We start from the raw sequence: 20,280 nt of genomic DNA, 5'->3' as shown, positions 1-20,280 counted from the left end.
TCGTGCATTCAAACATCGGCGGCGTTGTTTCAGGCAGCATCCTCGTCCGCGGAAAGGGCTACGCCCACCTGTAGTATCCACAGTCATCTTTGGTATGGCGAACCTTCTCGTCGGCTCGCGGGCGTCCGGCAATCAACCATCAGGCAGTAAGCTGCCAAGGAGGTAAGTCATGAAACAATCACCGGATCCCCAATGGGTCAGCCCATTACCTGCTAAGCCCAATTGGGAGCAGCAACAAAAGCGCGCCAAGCAATTGCTGAGGGCATATTGGAAAAATGAACCAGACGCGGTTGAACGCATTCGGGCGCTTCACCCGAAAGCGCCCACTCCGGCCGAGAGTAAGCTGCTCGACGCTCAGTTGGTCATTGCGCGCGGTTATGGCTTTGCCTCGTGGGCGAAGCTGAAGCTGAAAATCGAGTCCCTCACGCAGACGCCAGTTGAGCAATTCGTTGCTGCGGTCAAGCGACGTGACCTTGCCGCTGCGCGTGCGCTTTTGGAGTCGCATGTAGCGGTGAGGGCCCAGATCAATGCTCCGCTGTTTTCTTTTGATTCCATGGCGGTGCATGCCGTGGCTGATGACCTGGAGTTTCTTGCGATGCTCAAGGAGTTCGGGGCGGATTTAAACAGCGCAACCCAGTGGAAATGCGGTGGCTTTACACTGCTCGACCAAGCCAAGCCCGAGCTCTTGCCGCAACTGCTTGAGCTCGGCGCGTCATTGACTGTGTTTGCGGCGGCGCGGCTAAACTTAGTCAATGAACTGCGTGCGATGTTGGAGTCCGATCCCGCTCTCGCCCGGGCGCGAGGAGGCGACGGGCAAACTCCGTTGCACGTGGCCGCGAGCACGGAGGTGATCGATCTATTGGTTCAATATGGCGCGGACCTGGATGCGCGCGATGTGGACCACACTGCTACGCCCGCGCAATATTTGGTTGGTCAGCCGAACCTGTGTCGTCATTTGCTCAGTCTTGGCACCACGCCCGACTTGTTTATGGCCGTGATGCTTAACGATGTCGCACTGGCGCAACGGTGTATCGAGCAAGATCCGATTTGTTTGGAGCATCGCATCGGCTTGCCGCCTTACGCGAATGATGAAGGCGGCCACATTTATATTTGGCAGTTGAAGGTGGCAGCTCCTTTGGAATTGGCGCGTCGGCTAAAGCATAAAGAGGTGGAGGCATTTTTGAATGCCCATAGTCCGGAATCGGTTGTCTTTTTGGATGCGCTTTGGCGGGCAGATGAAGTCACTGCGAAAAAGCTCCTGACGCGTGCGCCGGAATCCATGCGCACACTGGCGAATGGGAGTCGTCTCATGGCGGAAGCCGCGTGGGAATGTCGCTTGGATTCGGTGAAGTTGATGTTGGATATCGGACTCGATCCGCATGCGCGCGGCGTGCATGAATCCACTCCGCTGGATCGCGCTGCGTTCCATGGTTATGCGGAGGTGGTGGCGCTGCTGCTTGAGCGTGATCCGAATCCGCCATTAACGGCTCGTAATGAGTTTGGCGGCCAGCCACTGATGACCTGTAACCATGGTGCCCAGTATGGTTGGGAAACGGGCAAGCCGCGCGATCACGTTGCTGTGACCAAGCTTCTGCTCAATGCAGGGGCGCCGCTCGACCCAAGCTGGATGCCCACTGGTCACGAGGCTTTGGATGAGTGCTACCGCAAGCACTGGCTGGCACCACACTAGCGCGCCCGAAGAGCGGATGGTTGCGGCGATGCGGCGTGAGTATCCAGCGTCCCGCTCGACAGGTTGTTTGGTTGGAGGGCAACGCTTTGTCGTTGCCGCAACCTGCTGGCCACTCTGCCTCCCCGAAAATCTGATCCCACCTAATGCGGCAACGACGAAGCGTTGCCCTCCAGTGGGCGTTGCCTGCCTTGGGAACTGACAGTTCCTAACCGAGGAACCGGCGCGGAGCTGGTGAAATCGAGCCATTTTCGGGATGTTGGGCTATGCCTCAGCGGAATACTGGTGGTGCTGAGTCATCGCACGACCGCTGCTAAGGTTTAGCACAGGCAGTGCTAAGTAATGACACAGGCTGCGCTAAGGTTTAGCAGCGTCGGTGCTGAATAATCGCACAGGCGGTGTGATTTTATATGGAAACGAGCCCGATGTTGCCAAGGGGCGGGAGCTCGCTAGGGTTCCCGTTTATGCATGAACTTAATTGGGGGATTATCGGTTGTGGCGATGTGGTGGAAAAGAAAAGCGGTCCGTCGATTGCGTTGTGCCCGCGTAGTCGCATCTCTGCGGTCATGCGTCGTGCCGTCGCCAAACTGACGCCATTTGCGGACGCTTATGATGTGCCGCTGCGCACGGATGATGCGGACGAAGTGCTGAATTGCGAGGACGTCAATATCGTCTACATCGCTACGCCGCCGAGTCGCCATAAGGACTACGTGATCGCGGCGGCGGAGCGTGGGCATCACGTGCTGGTGGAGAAGCCGATGGGCATGACGGCGGAGGATTCGCAAGCGATGATCGATGCCTGCGAGCGCGCGGGGGTGGAGTTGTTCGTGGCCTACTACCGGCGCTTTCATCCGCACGTGGCAAAGATGCGCGAGCTGATTGCTGGCGGCGCCCTCGGCGAGTTGATTCATGGGCAGGCCGAATATTCCATGCCGTATCGGCCGGGGAAAGAGCACGGCTGGCGTGTCGATCCGCAGGTTTCCGGGGGCGGGTTGTTTGTGGATATTCTGGCGCACCGCATTGATCTGATGAACGACTTTCTAGGCGACCCAGCGGCCATGCATGGCGCTATGCGTCGTTTGCACGAAGACTCGCTGATAGAAGATTTAGCGACGATGCTGGTGACGTATGATGGTGGCGGGCAAGCTGTGTTTGTTGGGAACTTTGCGTCGCAAAGTTTTATTGATCGATTTGTGCTCTCAGGAACGCTGGGCGAAATTCGAACCGATAGCTTGGACAGTGGAAAATTTACTTTGCGATGCAAAGCGGGAGAAGAGAACTTTGCCTGTGCTCCCGATGTCGCGCCGCATGTTGGCTTAATGCGCCACATTGAATCCGTGTTGCTGGATGGCGCGCCAAATGAAACGTCTGGTCGAGATGGTCTCCTGACTGACCGTGTGTTGGATGCTCATCGCGCCTCATGATAAAACGCGGCAACCTAGGATGCCGCGTTTTATGAGGGTCCATTTGTGTAGATCAATTGCTGAGGCTGAGCCAGTCGACACGCAGTGAGTCGATGCCTGCGCCGTCGCGCCAGAGCTTGATGACGTTACTGCCCGCTTGTAGATCGATTGTCATTTGGAAGACGCCGGAGTAGTCGTTCCAGCCGGTAGTGGTGGGGAAGGTTAGCAGGGTGTCGACGCCATTGACGTTTAGCATTTTGAGTGATTCCGATCCAGTGCCATTGCCGTAGCCAATGGTCAGCGTGGCTTGCATGTCTGCGGGTGCCGTGACGATCCACTCGATGCCGGATGCAGACTTGTTGAAGCGGTCTACATAAGCCCCGTTGGATGCATTGGCGTGCGTGCCCTGGATGGCTTGGCCGAACTCCAGGCCTTCGGCTTCGGTGTATTCATCGATGCTGGCTGTGGCTGTGGTTTCGATGACGATGTAGTCGATGCGCAGGGCCGCGCCGTCGGTACTGTCGTTGTGCTTGCGATAGATTTTTATGTTATCGCTGCCGGTTAGGGTGACGGTGGCTTGGACCGAGCCGCTGAAGTCTGTCAACGAGGAGGTGGCGGGAAACGTCACATCCTGCGAGACGCCGTTGACTTCGAGGGCTTTGTTGGAGGAGGCACCGGAGCCATTGGCGTAGTAGATAGTGATCGTCGCCTGGCCGCTGCCTGCCGTGATGCTCGGGAACTCGACGCCGGCATTGGATTTGTTGAGGCCTTTGACGTAGGCGCCATAGGATGCGTTGGCGTGAGTCGCTACGTAGGCTTCGTTGCCGGGGTTGCCGAGCATGATGTTGCCGGAGTCTTCCGCTTCGATCGTGGTGATTTGGCCACCGCCGGTTACGGGCAGCGGTTCGTCGCGGGTGAAGATCACGGAATCGACGCGGATGTTCTGGTTGCTGATGGCGTTGGATTCAAGAATGACGGTGTTGTTGGCGCCAGCGAGCATGTTGGGGAGTGTCAGGGTGATGTTCTTCCAATGATTCCAACTGCCAGTGCTGACAAACGGGATGAGCAGATCGCTGCCGTTGTTCTGGAGGTATGCGCCGTTGACCTTCACCTTGACGCCGGTGGTCTTGTTAACGTTGGTGTTGTACCAGCTGTAGCGTAGTGTCATGGTGACATCTCCGCCGTCGTTGAAGCCATCGACGTTGTCAAATTGCGCGGTGTGGACGGTGGTTGTGGAACCAAAGCCAGTGATGAATTGGCTGCCGGAGCAGAGCTCAGAGCCGATGATGGTCGGTCCGCTGAGCGTGGCGGATTCACCTTCGCGGGCGTCGGCCTTGGTGCCGAGGTAGTCGAAATGAATGGCGTCGAAGTTGATGTCGCGGCTGTTTTCGAAGCGCACGGTAAAGGTGTCGCCGCTTTGCAGGTAAAGGTATGATGGAATACTTTGCGTTGCAAAGCTTGTCCAGCCGCCTGTGTCGTCCGTGCGGTTGAGGCCGAGTTGTTCGCCGTTGGCGTAGAAGAGCATCATGCCGTTGTCGGAATTGTCGCTGGTGTCCTGCACGCGGGCGATGTCGACCGAGGCGCTGTAGTAGCCGGGCTGCGTGGTGGAGATCGTGTATTCAAGCCATTCATTAACGCTGGGCTCGGAAACGTAGTAGCCGTTGCTGGCGGAGGCATCGGCGTCGATATCCACATCCTCCCCGCTGCGGTAAGTGGTGTTCGTGCCAGGGCCGCTGTCGGACTTGTCATAGTAGGCAACGCCTTTGCCACCGACGTCGAAGTTTTCCGCTTCGAGTGTGCCGGGGATGGGGTCGCTGTTAAACGCGGCTTGGCCGGAAACGCTGTCTTTTAGATTATAAACGCGCACATACTCGACGGTGAACTTCGGATTCGTGCTGGCGCCTTTTGCGCCATAGCCGCCCTCCGGCGTAACGCCGGCCCAGTTGACATTACTCGCGACTTCGGAGCTCAGGATGATGTTGGAGTAGGCGAAGGAAAGGCCATCGGTCGTTTCCCAAACCTTGGTTCCGTCGAAGTAGAACTCGTATTTTTCGGGCGTCCAGAGCACCGCGTAGGTGTGGAACTGGCCGTCCATCAGCGAGTCACCGTTATTCAGCGGCTGCGGGTCGGGGTCCGTGCCAGTTTTCTGGTGGCCGCCGTAGTAGCCGTTCCAGTGGAGCGCGCAGTGCATATCAGCAGTGAGGTCGATGGGTGTCACCTTGCGCGTGTAGCGGTATTCGATGATGTCGATTTCCGCGCCAGTCTCAGCATCGGGCGTTCCCCAAATCGGGGTGCTGCCGCCGGGCATGAGCCAGAAGGCGTGCCACGCGCCGGTGGCCCCCTGGTCGAAGCGGATGCTGGCCTCGAAGTAGCCAAAGGGGTGCAGGAAGAGATCGTTGGTGGTGATGAAGCCGGTGTGGTGGACGTCGTTGGCCGTGCCGGTTTGGTTGTCTTCGGTCCAGGTGGAGATGGTTAGTTGGCCGTTCGAGACTTCGATTGCGTCGGCGACATTGATCGCATCTTTGCGCGCGCCTTCGTCGATGTGCCAGATGGAGGGGTCGAGGGAGGAGCCGGTGAACTCGTCCTCGAAGACGAGCTCGTAGTTGGTGGGTGGTGAGGCTACGGCGCTCAGCGCGAGGGTGGCCGAGCAGAGCCAGAGCGGCACCCGGCGAAGTCGATCACGGGTAGATACAAGCATAGGGGTTTTTATGAGGTTAGCTGGATTCGTTGGCACGGTGCCACGAGTTAAGGGTATGCCTGAGAGTATGCGCATATCGCGCCCGACTGGCCATGCTGTCGTTCTGAAACCTTAATCAGTCAGTATTCAACGAGCGCGGAAACTCGCAGCGTTTACTTGCCTTTATGCGCGAGGGTCTTTTCTTTGGGCGACGTTGAACAAGCCACGTCTCATCAGTATTTTATTTTGCCTGCTCGCTCTGTTGGCGGGTTGCGACACCACGCCGCCTCCAATTATCCGCGGTGAGTATCCAATTCCGGATGAAGCGATGGTCTCGGAAGCGCCTCCTGGCGAATACGGCGGTTTGTTTGTGTCTTCGGAAAGTTCGCAGCCGACCACGTTCAATTATCTGGTTCCGAATAACCTCACGACATCAGTCATCATCAGTCGTATGTTTGCCGGGTTGACTGATTTTGATCCTAAGAAAATGAAAGTCGTGCCCGCATTGGCCAAGAGCTGGGAAGTTGGCGATGATCAAAAGACTTACACCTTTCATTTGCGCAAAGGCATTAAGTGGTCTGATGGCGCGCCCTTTACGGCGGACGATGTCGCGTTCACCTTCAATCTGATCCTCGCTGAAGATGTTGATCCGGAAACAGGAGAAAAAACTCCCCGCTATCCAACGCGGCAGTACTCAGATTTCCAATACGAGCATGGTGCCTTATCGTGCGAGAAAGTGGATGAATATACGGTCCGCTTTCGTACGCCCGACATTTATGCGCCGTTCATGTTTGATATTATGAGCCTGCCTATTTTGCCCAAGCACAAGCTGGAGGCATCGGACAAAGATCGCACATTTATGAAGATGTGGTCGACGCAGACCGGGATTGAAAATCCGTCTGAAATCGTCGGCACCGGCCCCTTCGTGCTGGAAAGCTACCGCCCCGGGGAACGCCTGATTTTAAAGCCCAATCCGCACTACTGGAAGGTTGATTCCAAAGGCCAGCGACTACCTTATCTGGATCGTCTGATCCTGAAATTCGTTGGTGACTCGAATACGTCGATCATTTCATTCGCGACGGGACAGACCAGCATTGCCGGTATTGGGCCGACTGATTACCCGTGGGTGAAGGACAATGAAGAACTCTATAATTTCTCCATCTATGAGCGTGGGCCGTCGACGTCGGTGTCGATGATTTGGTTTAACCTCAAGCCTGGGGAAAACGAAGAGGGCAAGCCCTACGTCGAGCCCTACAAGCAGGCTTGGTTTAACAACAAGCTGTTCCGCCAAGCGATGTTTTACGCCTTCGACCGCGAGGCTGTGATTGACGCCATTTTCTTCGGGCGTGGGCAGCCGCTCGACTCCATGGTCGCCAAGGCACAGGGCGACTGGTATAATGACGACGTTCGCAAATATCGCTACAACCCCGATAAGGCGCGCGAGCTGCTGACCAAAGCCGGCTTTAAGTGGAGCCCCAATGGCAAGCTGATGGGCCCCGAGGACAATGAGGTGGAGTTCAACTTGCTCATCCCGTCTGGTTCCAGTGCCTGGGAAGACATGGTAGTGACCTACAAGGAAAACCTGTCGGACATCGGCGTGACGCTGAATATCGTGCCCATCGATTTCGCAACGCTCATTCGGCGCATGGATTACACTTACGACTATGAGGCGGCAGTGATTGGCTGGGGCTCCAGCTCCGCAGCATACGATCCCTCGGGCAGTAAGGCGCTATACCTTAGCTCGGGCATTTACCACATTTGGAATCCCAGACAGGAAACGCCGGCTACTGAATGGGAAGCCCGCATTGATGATCTTTTCTATGAGCAGGAGTCCACGCTCGACTTGAAGCGTCGACAGGAGCTCATGCACGAGATACAGGCCATCCTTGCTGAGGAGTGCCCGATGATCATGCTCGCGTCTGTCGAGAGCTATGTAGGCGTGCAGAACCGCTGGCGCAATATTCGCATCCCGGCCGCTGGCATTACGACTTGGAATATTGAAGAAATCTGGACCGATCAGCCTCAGGACGAACCGGAGAAATAACCAATATGCTCAGCTACATCCTTAGACGCCTGCTAACGCTGATCCCGCTCATCCTTGCGGTGACCTTATTGGCGTCCGTCCTCATGTATATTTCGCCGGGCGATGTGCTGACGAAGCTGCGTGCACAGCCCGATGTGCCACAAGAGGTCGTTCAGCGCCTGGAGCAGCAGTATTCGCTCGTTGACTCCGAGGGTGAACCAACGCGTTGGTATGTGCGCTATGCGTCCTGGTTGGGTAACCTCATGCATGGCAATTTGGGCGAGTCCATCACCTACCGAATACCGGTTCTGACACTGATCATGCAACGCCTGCCGGCAACGTTGATCCTCTCGATGACCTCCATCGCATTTGCCTGGATGGTCGCCATTCCGCTGGGGGTTCTGGCGGCTATTTACAAAGACTCGATTTGGGATCGTTTGTCGGCGCTACTGGCATATGCTGCACTGTCGATACCGGAGTTTTTTCTGGCGATTTTGGCGGTGTATTTTGCGGCAGTCACGGGGTGGTTCCCGGTTGGCGGGCGCAGTGCGATCGGCAGTGAGTTCTATCCGATGGGCATGCAGCTCGCCGACTATGCCTACCACTTGATGTTGCCAACGCTCGTTCTTGGGGTCGGCAGTGTCGCTAGCATGATGCGTGTCATGCGCGCTAATTTCATCGACTTCATGCGGCAGGAATTTGCCACGACTGCGCGCGCCAAAGGTCTGAGTGAAAAAGTCGTGATGTTCAAGCACGTGCTGCGCAACGCGATTAACCCGCTAATTACTTCGCTGGGTTTTGCATTTTCCAGTTTGCTTTCCGGTGCCTTGTTGGTGGAAAACGTGATGAACTACCCGGGCCTTGGACAGTTGATTTTTCAGTCGCTACTGGAGGAAGACGAATACGTGGTCATGGCTGCGCTAATGATCTCGGTAATCATGCTCGTCTTGGGTAACTTGCTTGCAGATATGTTTTTGGCCTGGTCGGACCCGCGGGTGCGTTTGAGTGAGGCTGGCTCGCGCAGCAAGTCCTTTAGCCCTCTGCGCCTAGCGGTTCTTTCCGCGGTGGTCATTGGCGTGGTCATGCTCGAAATTGCGATCGAAGCTTTTGCGCCGGGTGCGATTCCCGCATTGCTCGGTGTCTTGAAGTGGGTCGCGATCATTATCGGCGGGCTCATCGTGATTTGTTGCCTGGCAATGGTAGCCTATATCGCATTTCAACTCTTTAAGCGTCTAGGTGGATCTTTGTTAAGGCGTCCATTGGGCCTCACGGCGGCGATTATTTTATTCGTATTGTATTTTGGAGCTGCATTCGCCGGATTTTTGGCACCTTATTCGGTTAGTAAAAACAACCTCTCGCAGTCTTTCCATCCACCGACGGCGATCTTTTGGGACGGTGGTTTTCGCGTGCAAGCATACGAAAATGTCGACCGTGCGGTGAGTCGATATGAGCCTGTCGAAGGCAAAAGCTATCCGCTGGAGTTTTTTGTTGAGGCAGAGGAGCCGTCGAAGGTTTTGGGCTTTATCCCGGTTAGTGTGAAATGCTTTGGCGTGCAGTCAGATGATCCGACTGTGCGCGTCTACTTGCTGGGCAGCGACAACATGGGGCGTGATGTTTTTTCACGCTTGCTCTATGGTTCGCAAATTTCCCTGACGATTGGCTTGATCGGCATTTCCATCACGCTGACACTCGGTTTTATCGTTGGTGGCTTGGCGGGTTACTTTGGTGGATCGGTGGACTTTATTGGCATGCGTGTGGTGGAGTTTCTGCTATCGATTCCGGGGCTGTATCTGCTGCTCGCGTTGCGCTCGGCGCTGTTTCAGCCAGGCTTTTCTTCCGGGCAGGTGTATTTGGCGATCATCATTATTTTATCGATCATTGGCTGGGCTGGCGCTGCGCGTGTGATTCGCGGTATGACGCTTTCGGTCAGCAGTCGTCAGTATGTGATGGCCGCTGAAAGCATGGGCCAACCGGCATGGAAGATTCTCTACAAACACATTCTGCCTAATCTCGCCAGCTACCTTCTGGTTGCTGCAACTTTATCGATTCCCGGATACATCTTGGGTGAGGCTGCACTGTCCTTCTTGGGGCTTGGCATTCAGGAGCCGTCGGCTTCTTGGGGGCTGATGCTTAAGCAATCGCAAAGTGACATGAAGGTGCTGTTTCTCAACTTCTGGTGGCTGCTCACACCGGGGTTCATGATCTTTGTAACCGTGGTTTCCTACAACGTTTTGGGTGACGTTCTCCGCGACATCGTCGACCCCAAAATGAAAACCCAATAGGCAGCGTCCCGCTGCACCGGCAGATGCCTTGCATCTGGATTTGCCCATTGGGCAAATGGCTTATCCAGCTAAATGGGGTAGGGCGCAGTATCCAGACAAGCCGCAACGTTGCCTCACTGCAGATAGTGCGCAGTCTCCAATTCGATTCCGCTCATGACAGGCTAGATATGCCGCAACCTTTGATGGATGCGTATTCGATAAACGCAAAAAGGACAGGCGCCATTTGACGCCTGTCTCAGGTTAACTTTGCAATGCAAAGCTTGGGGGAGTCTTAGCCTTTGGTCTTGATGTAGATTGGATACGGGCCGATCTCCACGCTGACCTTGCCGTTTTTGACGGGCAGCCTCTTTTCGTTGCCGACGAGGTCGTAGATGGAAACTTGGCCGCTGGCGTCGACGTCGATCTCGACTTGCTTCGGTCCGAGGACGTTCCAGGCGACGACGGTGTTGGTTTTGTTGCCAGTCTTGTGGTCACTGATGAACTCGTAGATGAAGCTGTTGTCTTGGCCGTCCGATTGTGCGCCGGTCAGCTTGGGATTCGGCATGAGCGAGGTGATGTTTTTGGTCGCGTAAGCAACCGGGCGCCACTCGAAGTCTGAGCGTGCCATGAAGCCGCCATTGTAGCCGTCGGTATCGTGCAGGTGCATGATGAAGACGCGCTGCACGCCCAGGCGTATCGCCATTAGGTAGGTGCGGATCACGTGCGCGGCATTTTCGTCATCACTCACGCGTATGCTTGTGTGTTTGGGCTCGTCCTTGTAGCGGCCGCCCGAGGCTGAGCTGATTTCGTGTCCAACCTCAGTCCACCAGATGGGCTTGAGGCCGCCATGTGACTCCAGAAGCTCGCGCATACGCATGGTGTTTTTGGCCACGTTAACGGCGCCCCATTTCTTCAGCTTGTTGGCTTCAATCGGAGCGCCGTGTGTGTAGGGGTGTGTCGAAAAGATGTCGTAGGTCTGGGCGATGGCGTCACCGCCGTCGCGATAGACGCCTTCGACAAAGCGGTAGTCTGCGCTGGTGGCCCCACCGCCGCCGCAGGAAAAGCCGACGATGGGCAGCGCGTTCGGATGGCTGTGGACGACTTCGGCCACGGCTGGCAATACTTTGGCATACAAAGCTTCGCGCTCCGCCTCGACTTCCGCGCGCGGTTCGCGATCGGGGATGACATATTGATAGTTAGGCTCATTGAGTGCTTCAATCGCGGAGATTGGCGACTTCAGCCCCGTGCCTTCATACAGCGTGCCGTTGGGGCCATATTTATCGAGGAAGGCAGCGTAGGTCTTCTTAATGCTGGCGATGTATTCCTCGTCCGATTCAAATGCCGGGCGCTTGCGCTTCTCGCGGTATTGCGGCCAGACGCATTGGTTATCGACGGTGTACATGACTTCCACGTCGTTGCGGGCGGCGATTATCAGGGCCTCGTCGGATTCGTAGGCGGGGCCGGCGATACGCAGCGACTTCACGCCCATCTTGTTGATCTCTTTGTAGGCGCGCTCGTATTCGCCGCCCCACAAGTAAATGCCATACACCGGGCGATCCTGACAGGGCAGGGCGGTGATTGTCGATAGCGGTGGGAAGGCGGGCTCTGCTGGCTGCCACTCGCGCTTGGCCGGATTTTCGGTAGGCTGGGCAAAGTAGTCGCTTGGCACGGCAACAGCTAAACTCGCGGCAAGGAGGGTGGGGGTGATTAGGGGAATTTTCATAACTATTGGGTTATAGGGATAGTATAGCTATAACTTAGCTGGCGGTAAACCAAAGGGCCTTCGACTGCATCGAATCGGGATTGGCATGCACTAATCAGACCTGGTCCGCTCGTGACTGTTCATATTTGGGTGGCGTCTGAAAATTTGCTCGCCAAATCTCGTATCAAGTGCTTAATTTGAATAATCACAAGATTGATTAGCCTAATGAATACCCCAAAATTATCCCTGATATGTCTCCTTTTCATGCTGGTTTCCCCGCTGTGGGCCTACGACACCTTGCCGGATCGAAACCCGATTCCGAACATCGCCGAGGCTCAGGAAGTGGTTGCCATGTGGGCGGATATTGACGCCAGCGCCCCGTCGATTACGCTGAATTTTCTCTTTGAGAAAGACTACGAAATCTACCGCCGCATTTACGGTGAGACTGATTGGGGTGCGGCGCTGACCAACTCCACCGGGCTCGCGGCGAGCTGGACGGATTCCACGGTGATTACGGGGGTTTGTTATGAATACGCGGCCAAAGTCGTGGACGAAGCAGTTTATGGCTACTTGACGGCGGGCATCGGGGTGGATGAGGCTGGACCGCGCGGCACGCTGATCCTTGTCATTGCGGAAAATATCATTGTCGGCAATGAAGACCGCCTCAAGACGCTGCTCGAAGACCTGGTTGGCGACGGGTGGAAAGTCCGCACGATCCTTACGCCAGTTTACGACGATAAGGCCTTCAATTTTGAAAGCAATGCCTGCCTGGGCATCTACAGCTACGACTATACGCGTGAGCTACGAAACCAGATCCGCGACATTTACAACGAGGACCCCGCGGGCACGAAGATGCTCTATTTCCTCGGGCACACGCCCACGGCGCAGACAGGGCTACAGATGTCGCATCCCGATGGTCACGGCAGCCGCTCGGCTTATGTGACAGATTATTTTTACGCGGACATGGATGGTGTTTGGTCGGACAGCAAATTTTCCAACGCATCGCTCTCCACCAGCGACGAGCTGACCTTACCGAATGTGCCGGGCGACGGTATTTACGACCCCAACACCATGCCCAGCACACTTGAGCTCGCGCATGGTCGTGTAGACCCGTTTAACTCCAACGGGGTGGACAGCGTGTTGGGCGAAACGCACGCAGTGACGGTTGCTGGCTACCTCGACAAGGCACACCATTACAAGCACTACGAGCCGTTTGGGCCCGTGGGGTCGGAGGTGTTGATCGGGCGTCGCACGGCCTTGCGTTACAATGGCGGTGGCCAGCAGGGCAACGTTTGCACGGCGATGCAGTTCCTCGGCATGGTTGGCCTCGGCAATGCGCTGGATTACCACAACACCTCAGGCTTGTCTGACTACGAATACATCACGGCGAACGGTCCATTCCTCTACTACGGACAAAATTCTTCTTCGCCGCCCTCGGGCGACACCGAGCTCTATGGCCTGGCTGCTCATCGCTTCAGCATGCAGAGCTGGTGGGGAGACTGGTTTGCGAACGAAAGCTCGCGCATCAACCTGTTCCGTCCGGAGAACATGACGATGACTTGGAGTTATGGCGGCCGTTGGGATTCGCAATACCACCTGCATCTGTTGGGCATGGGAAAAACATTTGGCGAGGCTTTCCAGCTGTCGCAAAATTACGAGTTCAACGAATACTTCACCGGCTCTTCAACGCCGTCCTTTGAGAGCCGTGAATACTTGCGCAACTTGGTGGGTGATCCGTCCTTGCGGCTCTTTCCTGTGGCTCCGGCGCAAAGCCCGACTGCCACGCGTAATGGCAGTAGCGTCGACCTCGCTTGGAGCGCGCCTGTGGAGTTGAGCGAGTTTGTCGAATATCGTATTTACCGAGCAACCAGCTTGTTGAGTGACTTTGCGCTAATCGCTACTGGCGTGACCGCCACGACCTTCACCGATGACAGCCCGTTGGTCGGCTCCAACGTTTACATGATCCAAGCCGTGCACGAAGTGGCCTCGGGCGGCGGCACGTTTTTCACGAATGCGCAGGGCGTCTTCGCTAGTGTGGGCCTCACGATCGATCAGCCAATCCTGCCGCCTTTCCCGGTGGGCGAAGACGTGGACTTCGACCTGACGGTGTCCGGCGCCAACGGCTCGCCGACGTGGTCCTTGGCTACCGGTATTTTGCCGCCCGGGCTGGAGCTTCTTTCCACGGGTAAACTGCAGGGCAATCCCATTGCCCCGGGGCAATACCGCTTGACCCTGCAAGTGATCGATGACGACAGCGCGCCGGTGGAGATTGAATACTCGCTGCTCATCGATGGCGACATGACTGAGATCCTTAATCTGGATCTCCGCGCCAATGGCCTGGGCATTGCTGACAAAAGCCACTTCCAGCGCAGCTTCACCGTGTGGGGAAATCCTCAAGTTGGCGCGGAGGGCACGGTCTTTGATGGCGATGACGCGATCCAGGTCCACTCGATGGGCGAGGGCACGGACGACTTTACCGACTACAACATGCTGCCTCACGGCAATGGCAAGAACTGGACCATTACGCTGGACTTCAAGGCCGAGCCCGACAGCCAGGGTGGCGTGCTGATTTCGCGCGCATACAACCTCATTACTGGGTGGACGGATTGCTTGACGAATTATGCGATTTACATGCAGGCTGATGGCACGGTACGTGGCCAGATTACTTCGCGCCGCGCCACCACGAGCGAAAGCTTTAATGATGGCCAATGGCACCAGGCAACTTTCCGCGGAAATGGCGATTTCTACGTGGACAATGTGCTGATCGGCAACGCTCTGCCGGCGAGCAAAACGGTCGATCACGACATGCTCATTGGCGCGCGGTGGGAGGATTCTACGGGCAGTGGTTTAGCCGACTGCTTCGACGGTATGATTGCGAACGTGAGGGTCTTTCGCTCGCAGATTTCAGATGGCGAGATCCGTTCGCTCTATGAGCGCTTCACACGTGAGCGAACGGATGTCTCGCCACATGCGCCGACCATTGCCGGCTTGCCCACGATAGCGCCGATTGACCCGGATAACCTTGGCGATTTGCGCTTCCCGTTCACTGCCACAGACGAAGATGGCGAGCCGATTAAGTTCGTCATGATTCCGTCGGATCTCGAAGCGGTTACGCATTATGAGGTGGTGCAGACGAGCAGCGGCTATGAGCTGTTTGTTCAGTTGGTGAATACTGACAACGCGCCGCAAAGCTTGTTGATCGCTGCGGAGGATGGCTGGCCCGGGCATACGGATATGCACACCATCGACTTCGTTTTTGCTGGCGGATCAGCGGATTCTTTTAAGTTAGGCTTGGGGCCAAGTCGCCTCGATGTGCTTGCCAATGACATTTCGCTGGATGGGGAAACGATGAGCTTTGGCGGCATTGTCGGCCAGCCCGCGCAAGGCTACGTGCGCATAGAGGATGGCGAGGTCGTTTTCTATCCGCCGACGTTGTGGGACCGCGCATTGACGTTTGAATACGCCTTAAACTTCGAGCCGTCGGGCGAGACGCGCAACGTCACGGTGACGGTTGCGCCGGACAATTTGCCCCAGCCGGGTAATGACCAATTCGACATGACGGGTGTTGAGGCCGTGCTGTTTGATGTGTTGGGCAATGACGTGGACCCCGCCGGTGAAATGTTGACGCTGGTTCGTGTTGATCAGCCCGCGCGTGGCTCAGTGCGCATTGTGGATGGCCAAGTCGAATACACGCCGTCCGCGGGGTATAGTCTGCCCACGGATTCCTTCACTTATGCGGTGCGCAATGAGTCTGGCTTTGTTGCCAGCGCGGCGGTTGCCGTGAACCGAACGGATATCGCGCTGAGTGATCCGCTGGTGAATTTATTACTCGATGAAACGACTGGCTCGGTCGCGGCAAACTCGGGCACGCTTGGCTCAACAGCGGATGGAACGGTGAGTGGAACTGCGAGCTGGGTGAGTGGCTTGGATGGCAATGCCTTGTCGTTCGATGGCGCGACGAATTATGTGAGCCTCGGCAATCCTGCGGAGTTAAACTTTAACCCTGCCACGGATAGTTTCTCGATTGTGATGATGGTATACCTCGATGTGACCACGCAAATTCTCGGAAGCAATTATACTTTGCTTTGCAAAGCTAACGATGCTGGCGATACGCAGTTTGTGCTCGAGGCGGGTAACGTCCCGACAAACGTTGGAAGCTTTTATGCGGGGGCGCACGTGCAGGTTAAGGGGGACTACATTGAGCCCTATGCATCTAGTCCGTTGGCTTCTTTGTTCTATGAATTGGTTTACTACTGGCCTTTCCTTGGCGACAACGACTGGAAGCAGGTTAGCGTGATTAACGATGCGCAGACGCGCCAGCTTTCGATCTACGTGGATCAATGCATCGTCGCGCAGGTCGACACGTCGGCGATGGATTGGGATCAAGCCGACACTGGCACGCCGTGGATCATTGGTGCCCGGCCTGACGGCGCTGGCGGTTACAAGAATTTCTTCGTCGGAGAAATGGACAACATCGTCATTTATGATCGCGCGATTGAGCCGACTGAGTTGAAGCCCTATCTGGCTTTGGGCGGCTTTGAAACAGAGCTTTCGCCGGTGGCCGAGCGCAGTGGTTTCACGCCGGGCGTGGAGAACACATTTGCGGTTGGGAAGGCCTACACCTTTACGCCTGATTATATTGATGGTGATAGCGTTGAGTCTGAAATTGATGTGCAATGGCAGGTCTACGACCCGAATGCCCGCACGACCGAATACATCGATAGTTACGAGCTGAACTACACGTTCTCGTCTGCCGGCAGTTGGCGCATTCGCTATTCGGTGTGGAATTATTCTATGAATCGGAGCGGGCAGGCTTCGGCCTCGGATTACATTTACCTGACGGTGGCTGAAATGGAAAACCTGGTCGATACGTTCCGCTTGACGACGAGCTCTCCGCTCGCGGTTGCCGCCGAGGCGGAGGCCAATGTCGCCATTGCCGCAACGGGCGGCGAGACGCCTTATGCTTTTAGCTTGGTCAATGGCGCGCTGCCAGCGGGCTTAACGCTGAACGCCGATGGTTCAATTACCGGACAGACTTCCGCCACTGGTTTGCACGTCTTCGAAGTGATGGTCGTGGATGCGGTTGGTGCCAAAATCCTGGCCAACTACCAACTGCGGGTGACTGGTGCGGACGGCGATCTCGACGGCATGCCGGATGACTGGGAACTCGCTAACTTGGGCGGTTCGGGTATGGGCCCGGGTGATCGCGATAGCTTTGGCGTGCCAGCCTTGGTTCGCTATGCGCTGGGCGTGGATGCCGGTCTGCCTGTGGGTTATCCGTTTACGATGGGCTATACGCGGGACTCGATGGTCAATGGCGACGACCAGTATTTTGTCATCGAGTTTCAGCGTCGCAGCAATCTTGCGGGTATCGATGTGGAGCTGAAATGCAGCACCGATTTGAGCGAGTGGAGTGTGGTGGACGCTGTGCAGGAGGTAGTCGCTGATGACGGCGAACTACAGACCATCGAAATCCGCGCGCCACGCGCGGGCGATGACGCCAAGTTCTTCCAGCTCTCGGTGGAGTAGTTGAAAAGAACGCAGCCAACTTTGCGTTACAAAGTTGGCTGCGAGTCAATGTGCTTTGCAATGCAAAGTATGTCGTTGCTTACTTCGCGGCGACTGCTTCCTCTGCCGGGGCGTTTTGCAAATCTGCGAGCAGGGCGTTGGCATGGCGGGCGTAGTGGCCGCGCAAATCCTTGGCGTAATCAGCGAGAATGCGGGCTGCTTTGCCATCGGAGTCGCCGCAAATCAGCAAGGCGCGGGCTACATGGATTTCGATCAGCGACTTGTTGCGCAAGAGCGTGTTTTCCATGTTGTCGTCGACCGCGTTGTTGTAGGCGACTTGCGTGGTAAGTGCGTGTCCGGTAATGCCCGGCAGCTCCAGCAGCGCGGCCAGTTGCGTGGCGGCTTCGGCGTTGGGCTGGCGTGCGTTGAGGATCTCGCAGGTCATGGAGACGGCGCGGAAGTGCGAGAACTCGGACTCGCTCGTGAGCGTCTGCATCTTGTTGAAAATAGTCTGCCAGGCGCTGGCGTCGCTACACTCGGCGAGTGCGACGAGGCAGGCATCGAGGTCGGACATGCTCATGCCAAATTGGCCCATGCCGGTGTAATTCCAGCCGGTATCCCAGTCGCGGGACTCGACGTTGGCCTGCAGCTCGGCCTGGGCGTGGTTGTCGCCTATCAGTGCAAGCAGCTGAGCGTAGCGCAGCGACTGCGCGCTTTGTTCACCGCCGAGTGCGTCGTAAGCTTTGCGAAGCAAAGTGAGCGTGCGGTCCTTTTCACGTAGGATTACGGCCACGCCGGCGGCGGTGTCCCAGCCAGTGGCGACTTGCTCGGCGAGGACTTCATCGGAAACGGGGAAGGAGTCTTCGTCGGTCAGCACGCGCTCGGGCAAGCTGCCAATGTCGACGAGGTGCTGTTGCACGGCCTTCAGGTCGATGTCGCGCAGCTTCTGGCCGGTCTTGGCGGAAAGGGCCGCTATGTAACCAGAGGCATAGCCGTGGTTTTGCACGTCGGGCTGCATGCGGATCACGGGCAGCGCATCGCGGTGCGCGCTGACGCCGAGGCCGGTGACCATGATGCCTTCGAAACCCTTGGGCAGAAAGCAGCGCAGCGGCACGTCCGCCCACAGGCGTTCCTTGTTCGGAGGGATGACCATGAAGCTCGGGTCAATCGTGAAGCCGTGGGTGTCGAAGTTGGAGCTCGCTACGCAGAGGGTGTCCGGGAAGCGGCGCTGGAAAAGAATGTCGACTGCGGTGATCGAGTAGTCGCCAATGATCTGACGGCGCTCACGGGAGTCCACCAGCTCGCCCGAATCAAAGTCATTCGGGAACTTCTTGCGCGAGCTGACGAAGAACGCGGTGGCGTCCACGACGTCGGTGTCGTCGGAAAAATTGTGGTCGGAGTTGTTGTAATCGCGGCCGGGTTTGATGCCCGCGAGGCCCACGCCCTGCACCGCCACGTGGTCCTTGCCGATCACACGGGTTTCCGCGCCAGCGGCGGCGGGGATGTCGGCGCAACCAGTGCTGTCGATCACGCACTTGGCCTTCACGAGGCCATAGCCATTCGGGCCTGCCACGAGCACGCCGCGTACAGCGTTGTCGACGACCCAGGCACCTACGCAAAAGGTGTTGAGCCAGTAGTCCGAGCCAGCCTTGGCACCGGTGTCGAGCAGCCAGTGGGCTTTGGCGGGCACGGACCATGCGCCCTTGCCGCCCTGGTATTTCTTGTTCACTTCGAGCGAAGCGACGCCAGCGTCGATCTCCTTGGTGAAGCCCACGCGGTTGCCATACCAATAGCGGCCGATTTGGCCAACGGTGCCCACGCCACCGAGGGCGGAGCAGGCTTCGAGCGTGAGGGTGGAAGCTTCGGCGCGGGCAGCGCCAATAGCGGCGGGCGCGCCACCGGTGCCGCCGCCAACGACGACCACATCATACTCGCCGAGCACAGGCGCGGACTGCGGATCGCAGGGGACAAATTCGGCAACTGCGTCAATCGGGCGCAAGCCCTGGGGCAGCGAGCGGAGCTGGCCGGTCTCGACGGACTCCGCGCCCGCGCAGGCAACGGTGAGGCTGGCGCTGGTTGCTGATGGCAGCGAGACGGCCAGAGCTTGCCCGAGGGCGCGGCCGAGCGTCATGGCGCGGACTGGATCAGTAAAGTTCACTTCCGCGCCACCGTTAATTTGGGCGGCTTCGGTGAAGGCCATCAAGCCGGGCTGTCGCATCAGGCTGCGCAGGGAAGGCTGGGCCTCGCTGGCGGGCAGGTTGACGCACACCACGCTTTGGCAGCGGAATTCCTGGGGAACCCAGCAGGTTTGCGTGGCCTGGATGAGCGCCTTGCCGCGGGCGGCGGGCGAGCCGTCGCCAAAATCCACCGTGAGCGTGTAAGCGCGGGCGGTTAGTTGGTAGTCTTCGGCTTCGTAGGCGGGCAGCGGCTGCACGGTGAGGCCCTCGGCGTTAGCGCCTTCGCCGTCGCACAGGGTGACCCAGCTGATGCTCTGCTCGCCGGTGGGGCGGTGAACGGCGATGCCCGCTTGCTCCAGGGCGAGGCCTTCGAGGGTGGCGTCCACCACAAGGCGGGCGCGAATGGCTTGGCGGCCGCCGCGGTTGGCGATCACTGCTCCAGCCACGCGGCCATCGGCATCTTGCAGGAGGCCGGCGGGGAGGCTGTTAAAGAGGAAAGGGATGTCGGCGTCGACGAGTGCTTGCTCGAGCGTGGACTTGACGCGGAGCGGGGTCGGCGGCTTGGGCTCGCTGAACACGGCGTCGGCCAAGGTGTCTTCGGCGGCGGGGGTGGCGGTCGGCCAATAGCGGTAGGCACCGCAGATGTCTTCACCGAGGTAGGTGCGCGGGGCGACTACGAAAACGCTGAGGCCGGAAGCCTGAACGCTGAGTGCCAGGCTAATGGCACCGCTGGTTCCGCCGAGGATGAGCACGTCGACATTCTTGACGATGGGTAACTGCTGGGATGCGTCGAAAACGTTCATGATGCCCATAATCTAGCGTGGGCGGAAGCTTCGGGGCGA

At 57.4% G+C, this 20,280-nt stretch carries 8 protein-coding genes; 5 read left to right on the top strand and 3 right to left on the bottom strand.

Annotated features, from left to right (window positions below; translation table 11 throughout):
• Window positions 1-169 precede the first annotated feature (169 nt).
• Window positions 170-1,690, top strand: coding sequence for an ankyrin repeat domain-containing protein (locus RBB62_RS03400; RefSeq protein ID WP_309397057.1), 1,521 nt, complete (start codon window positions 170-172; stop codon window positions 1,688-1,690).
• A 461-nt stretch (window positions 1,691-2,151) separates the two neighbouring features.
• Complete coding sequence (locus tag RBB62_RS03395; RefSeq protein WP_309397055.1) at window positions 2,152-3,111, top strand: Gfo/Idh/MocA family protein; 960 nt, start codon at window positions 2,152-2,154, stop codon at window positions 3,109-3,111.
• Window positions 3,112-3,163: 52 nt separating this feature from the next.
• Here RBB62_RS03395 and RBB62_RS03390 read toward each other — a convergent pair whose 3' ends face one another.
• Window positions 3,164-5,788 carry a family 16 glycosylhydrolase gene (locus RBB62_RS03390; protein ID WP_309397053.1) on the bottom strand — a complete coding sequence of 875 codons (2,625 nt, stop codon included), beginning with the start codon at window positions 5,786-5,788 and terminating at the stop codon, window positions 3,164-3,166.
• 193 nt (window positions 5,789-5,981) lie between these two features.
• On the opposite strand from RBB62_RS03390, the gene RBB62_RS03385 reads away from it, so the two are divergent.
• Window positions 5,982-7,811, top strand: coding sequence for an ABC transporter substrate-binding protein (locus RBB62_RS03385; RefSeq protein ID WP_309397051.1), 1,830 nt, complete (start codon window positions 5,982-5,984; stop codon window positions 7,809-7,811).
• Between the two features lie 5 nt (window positions 7,812-7,816).
• A complete protein-coding gene (locus RBB62_RS03380) occupies window positions 7,817-10,072 on the top strand; it encodes an ABC transporter permease subunit (protein WP_309397049.1) in 2,256 nt (751 codons plus the stop codon).
• Between the two features lie 271 nt (window positions 10,073-10,343).
• Here RBB62_RS03380 and RBB62_RS03375 read toward each other — a convergent pair whose 3' ends face one another.
• Entirely contained in the window at window positions 10,344-11,774 is a 1,431-nt protein-coding gene (locus RBB62_RS03375) for a hypothetical protein (RefSeq protein WP_309397047.1), read from the bottom strand.
• A 204-nt stretch (window positions 11,775-11,978) separates the two neighbouring features.
• On the opposite strand from RBB62_RS03375, the gene RBB62_RS03370 reads away from it, so the two are divergent.
• Window positions 11,979-17,282, top strand: a complete 5,304-nt coding sequence (locus RBB62_RS03370) for an Ig-like domain-containing protein (protein WP_309397045.1) — start codon at window positions 11,979-11,981, stop codon at window positions 17,280-17,282.
• Window positions 17,283-17,361: 79 nt separating this feature from the next.
• Here the strand turns inward: RBB62_RS03370 and RBB62_RS03365 are convergent, their stop codons facing one another.
• Window positions 17,362-20,241, bottom strand: a complete 2,880-nt coding sequence (locus RBB62_RS03365) for an FAD-dependent oxidoreductase (RefSeq protein ID WP_309397043.1) — start codon at window positions 20,239-20,241, stop codon at window positions 17,362-17,364.
• Between the last annotated feature and the right edge of the window lie 39 nt (window positions 20,242-20,280).

The organism is Cerasicoccus maritimus, from assembly GCA_031296935.1.
GTDB lineage: Bacteria > Verrucomicrobiota > Verrucomicrobiia > Opitutales > Cerasicoccaceae > Cerasicoccus > Cerasicoccus maritimus.
This window is presented reverse-complemented; position numbering and strand designations above follow the sequence as displayed.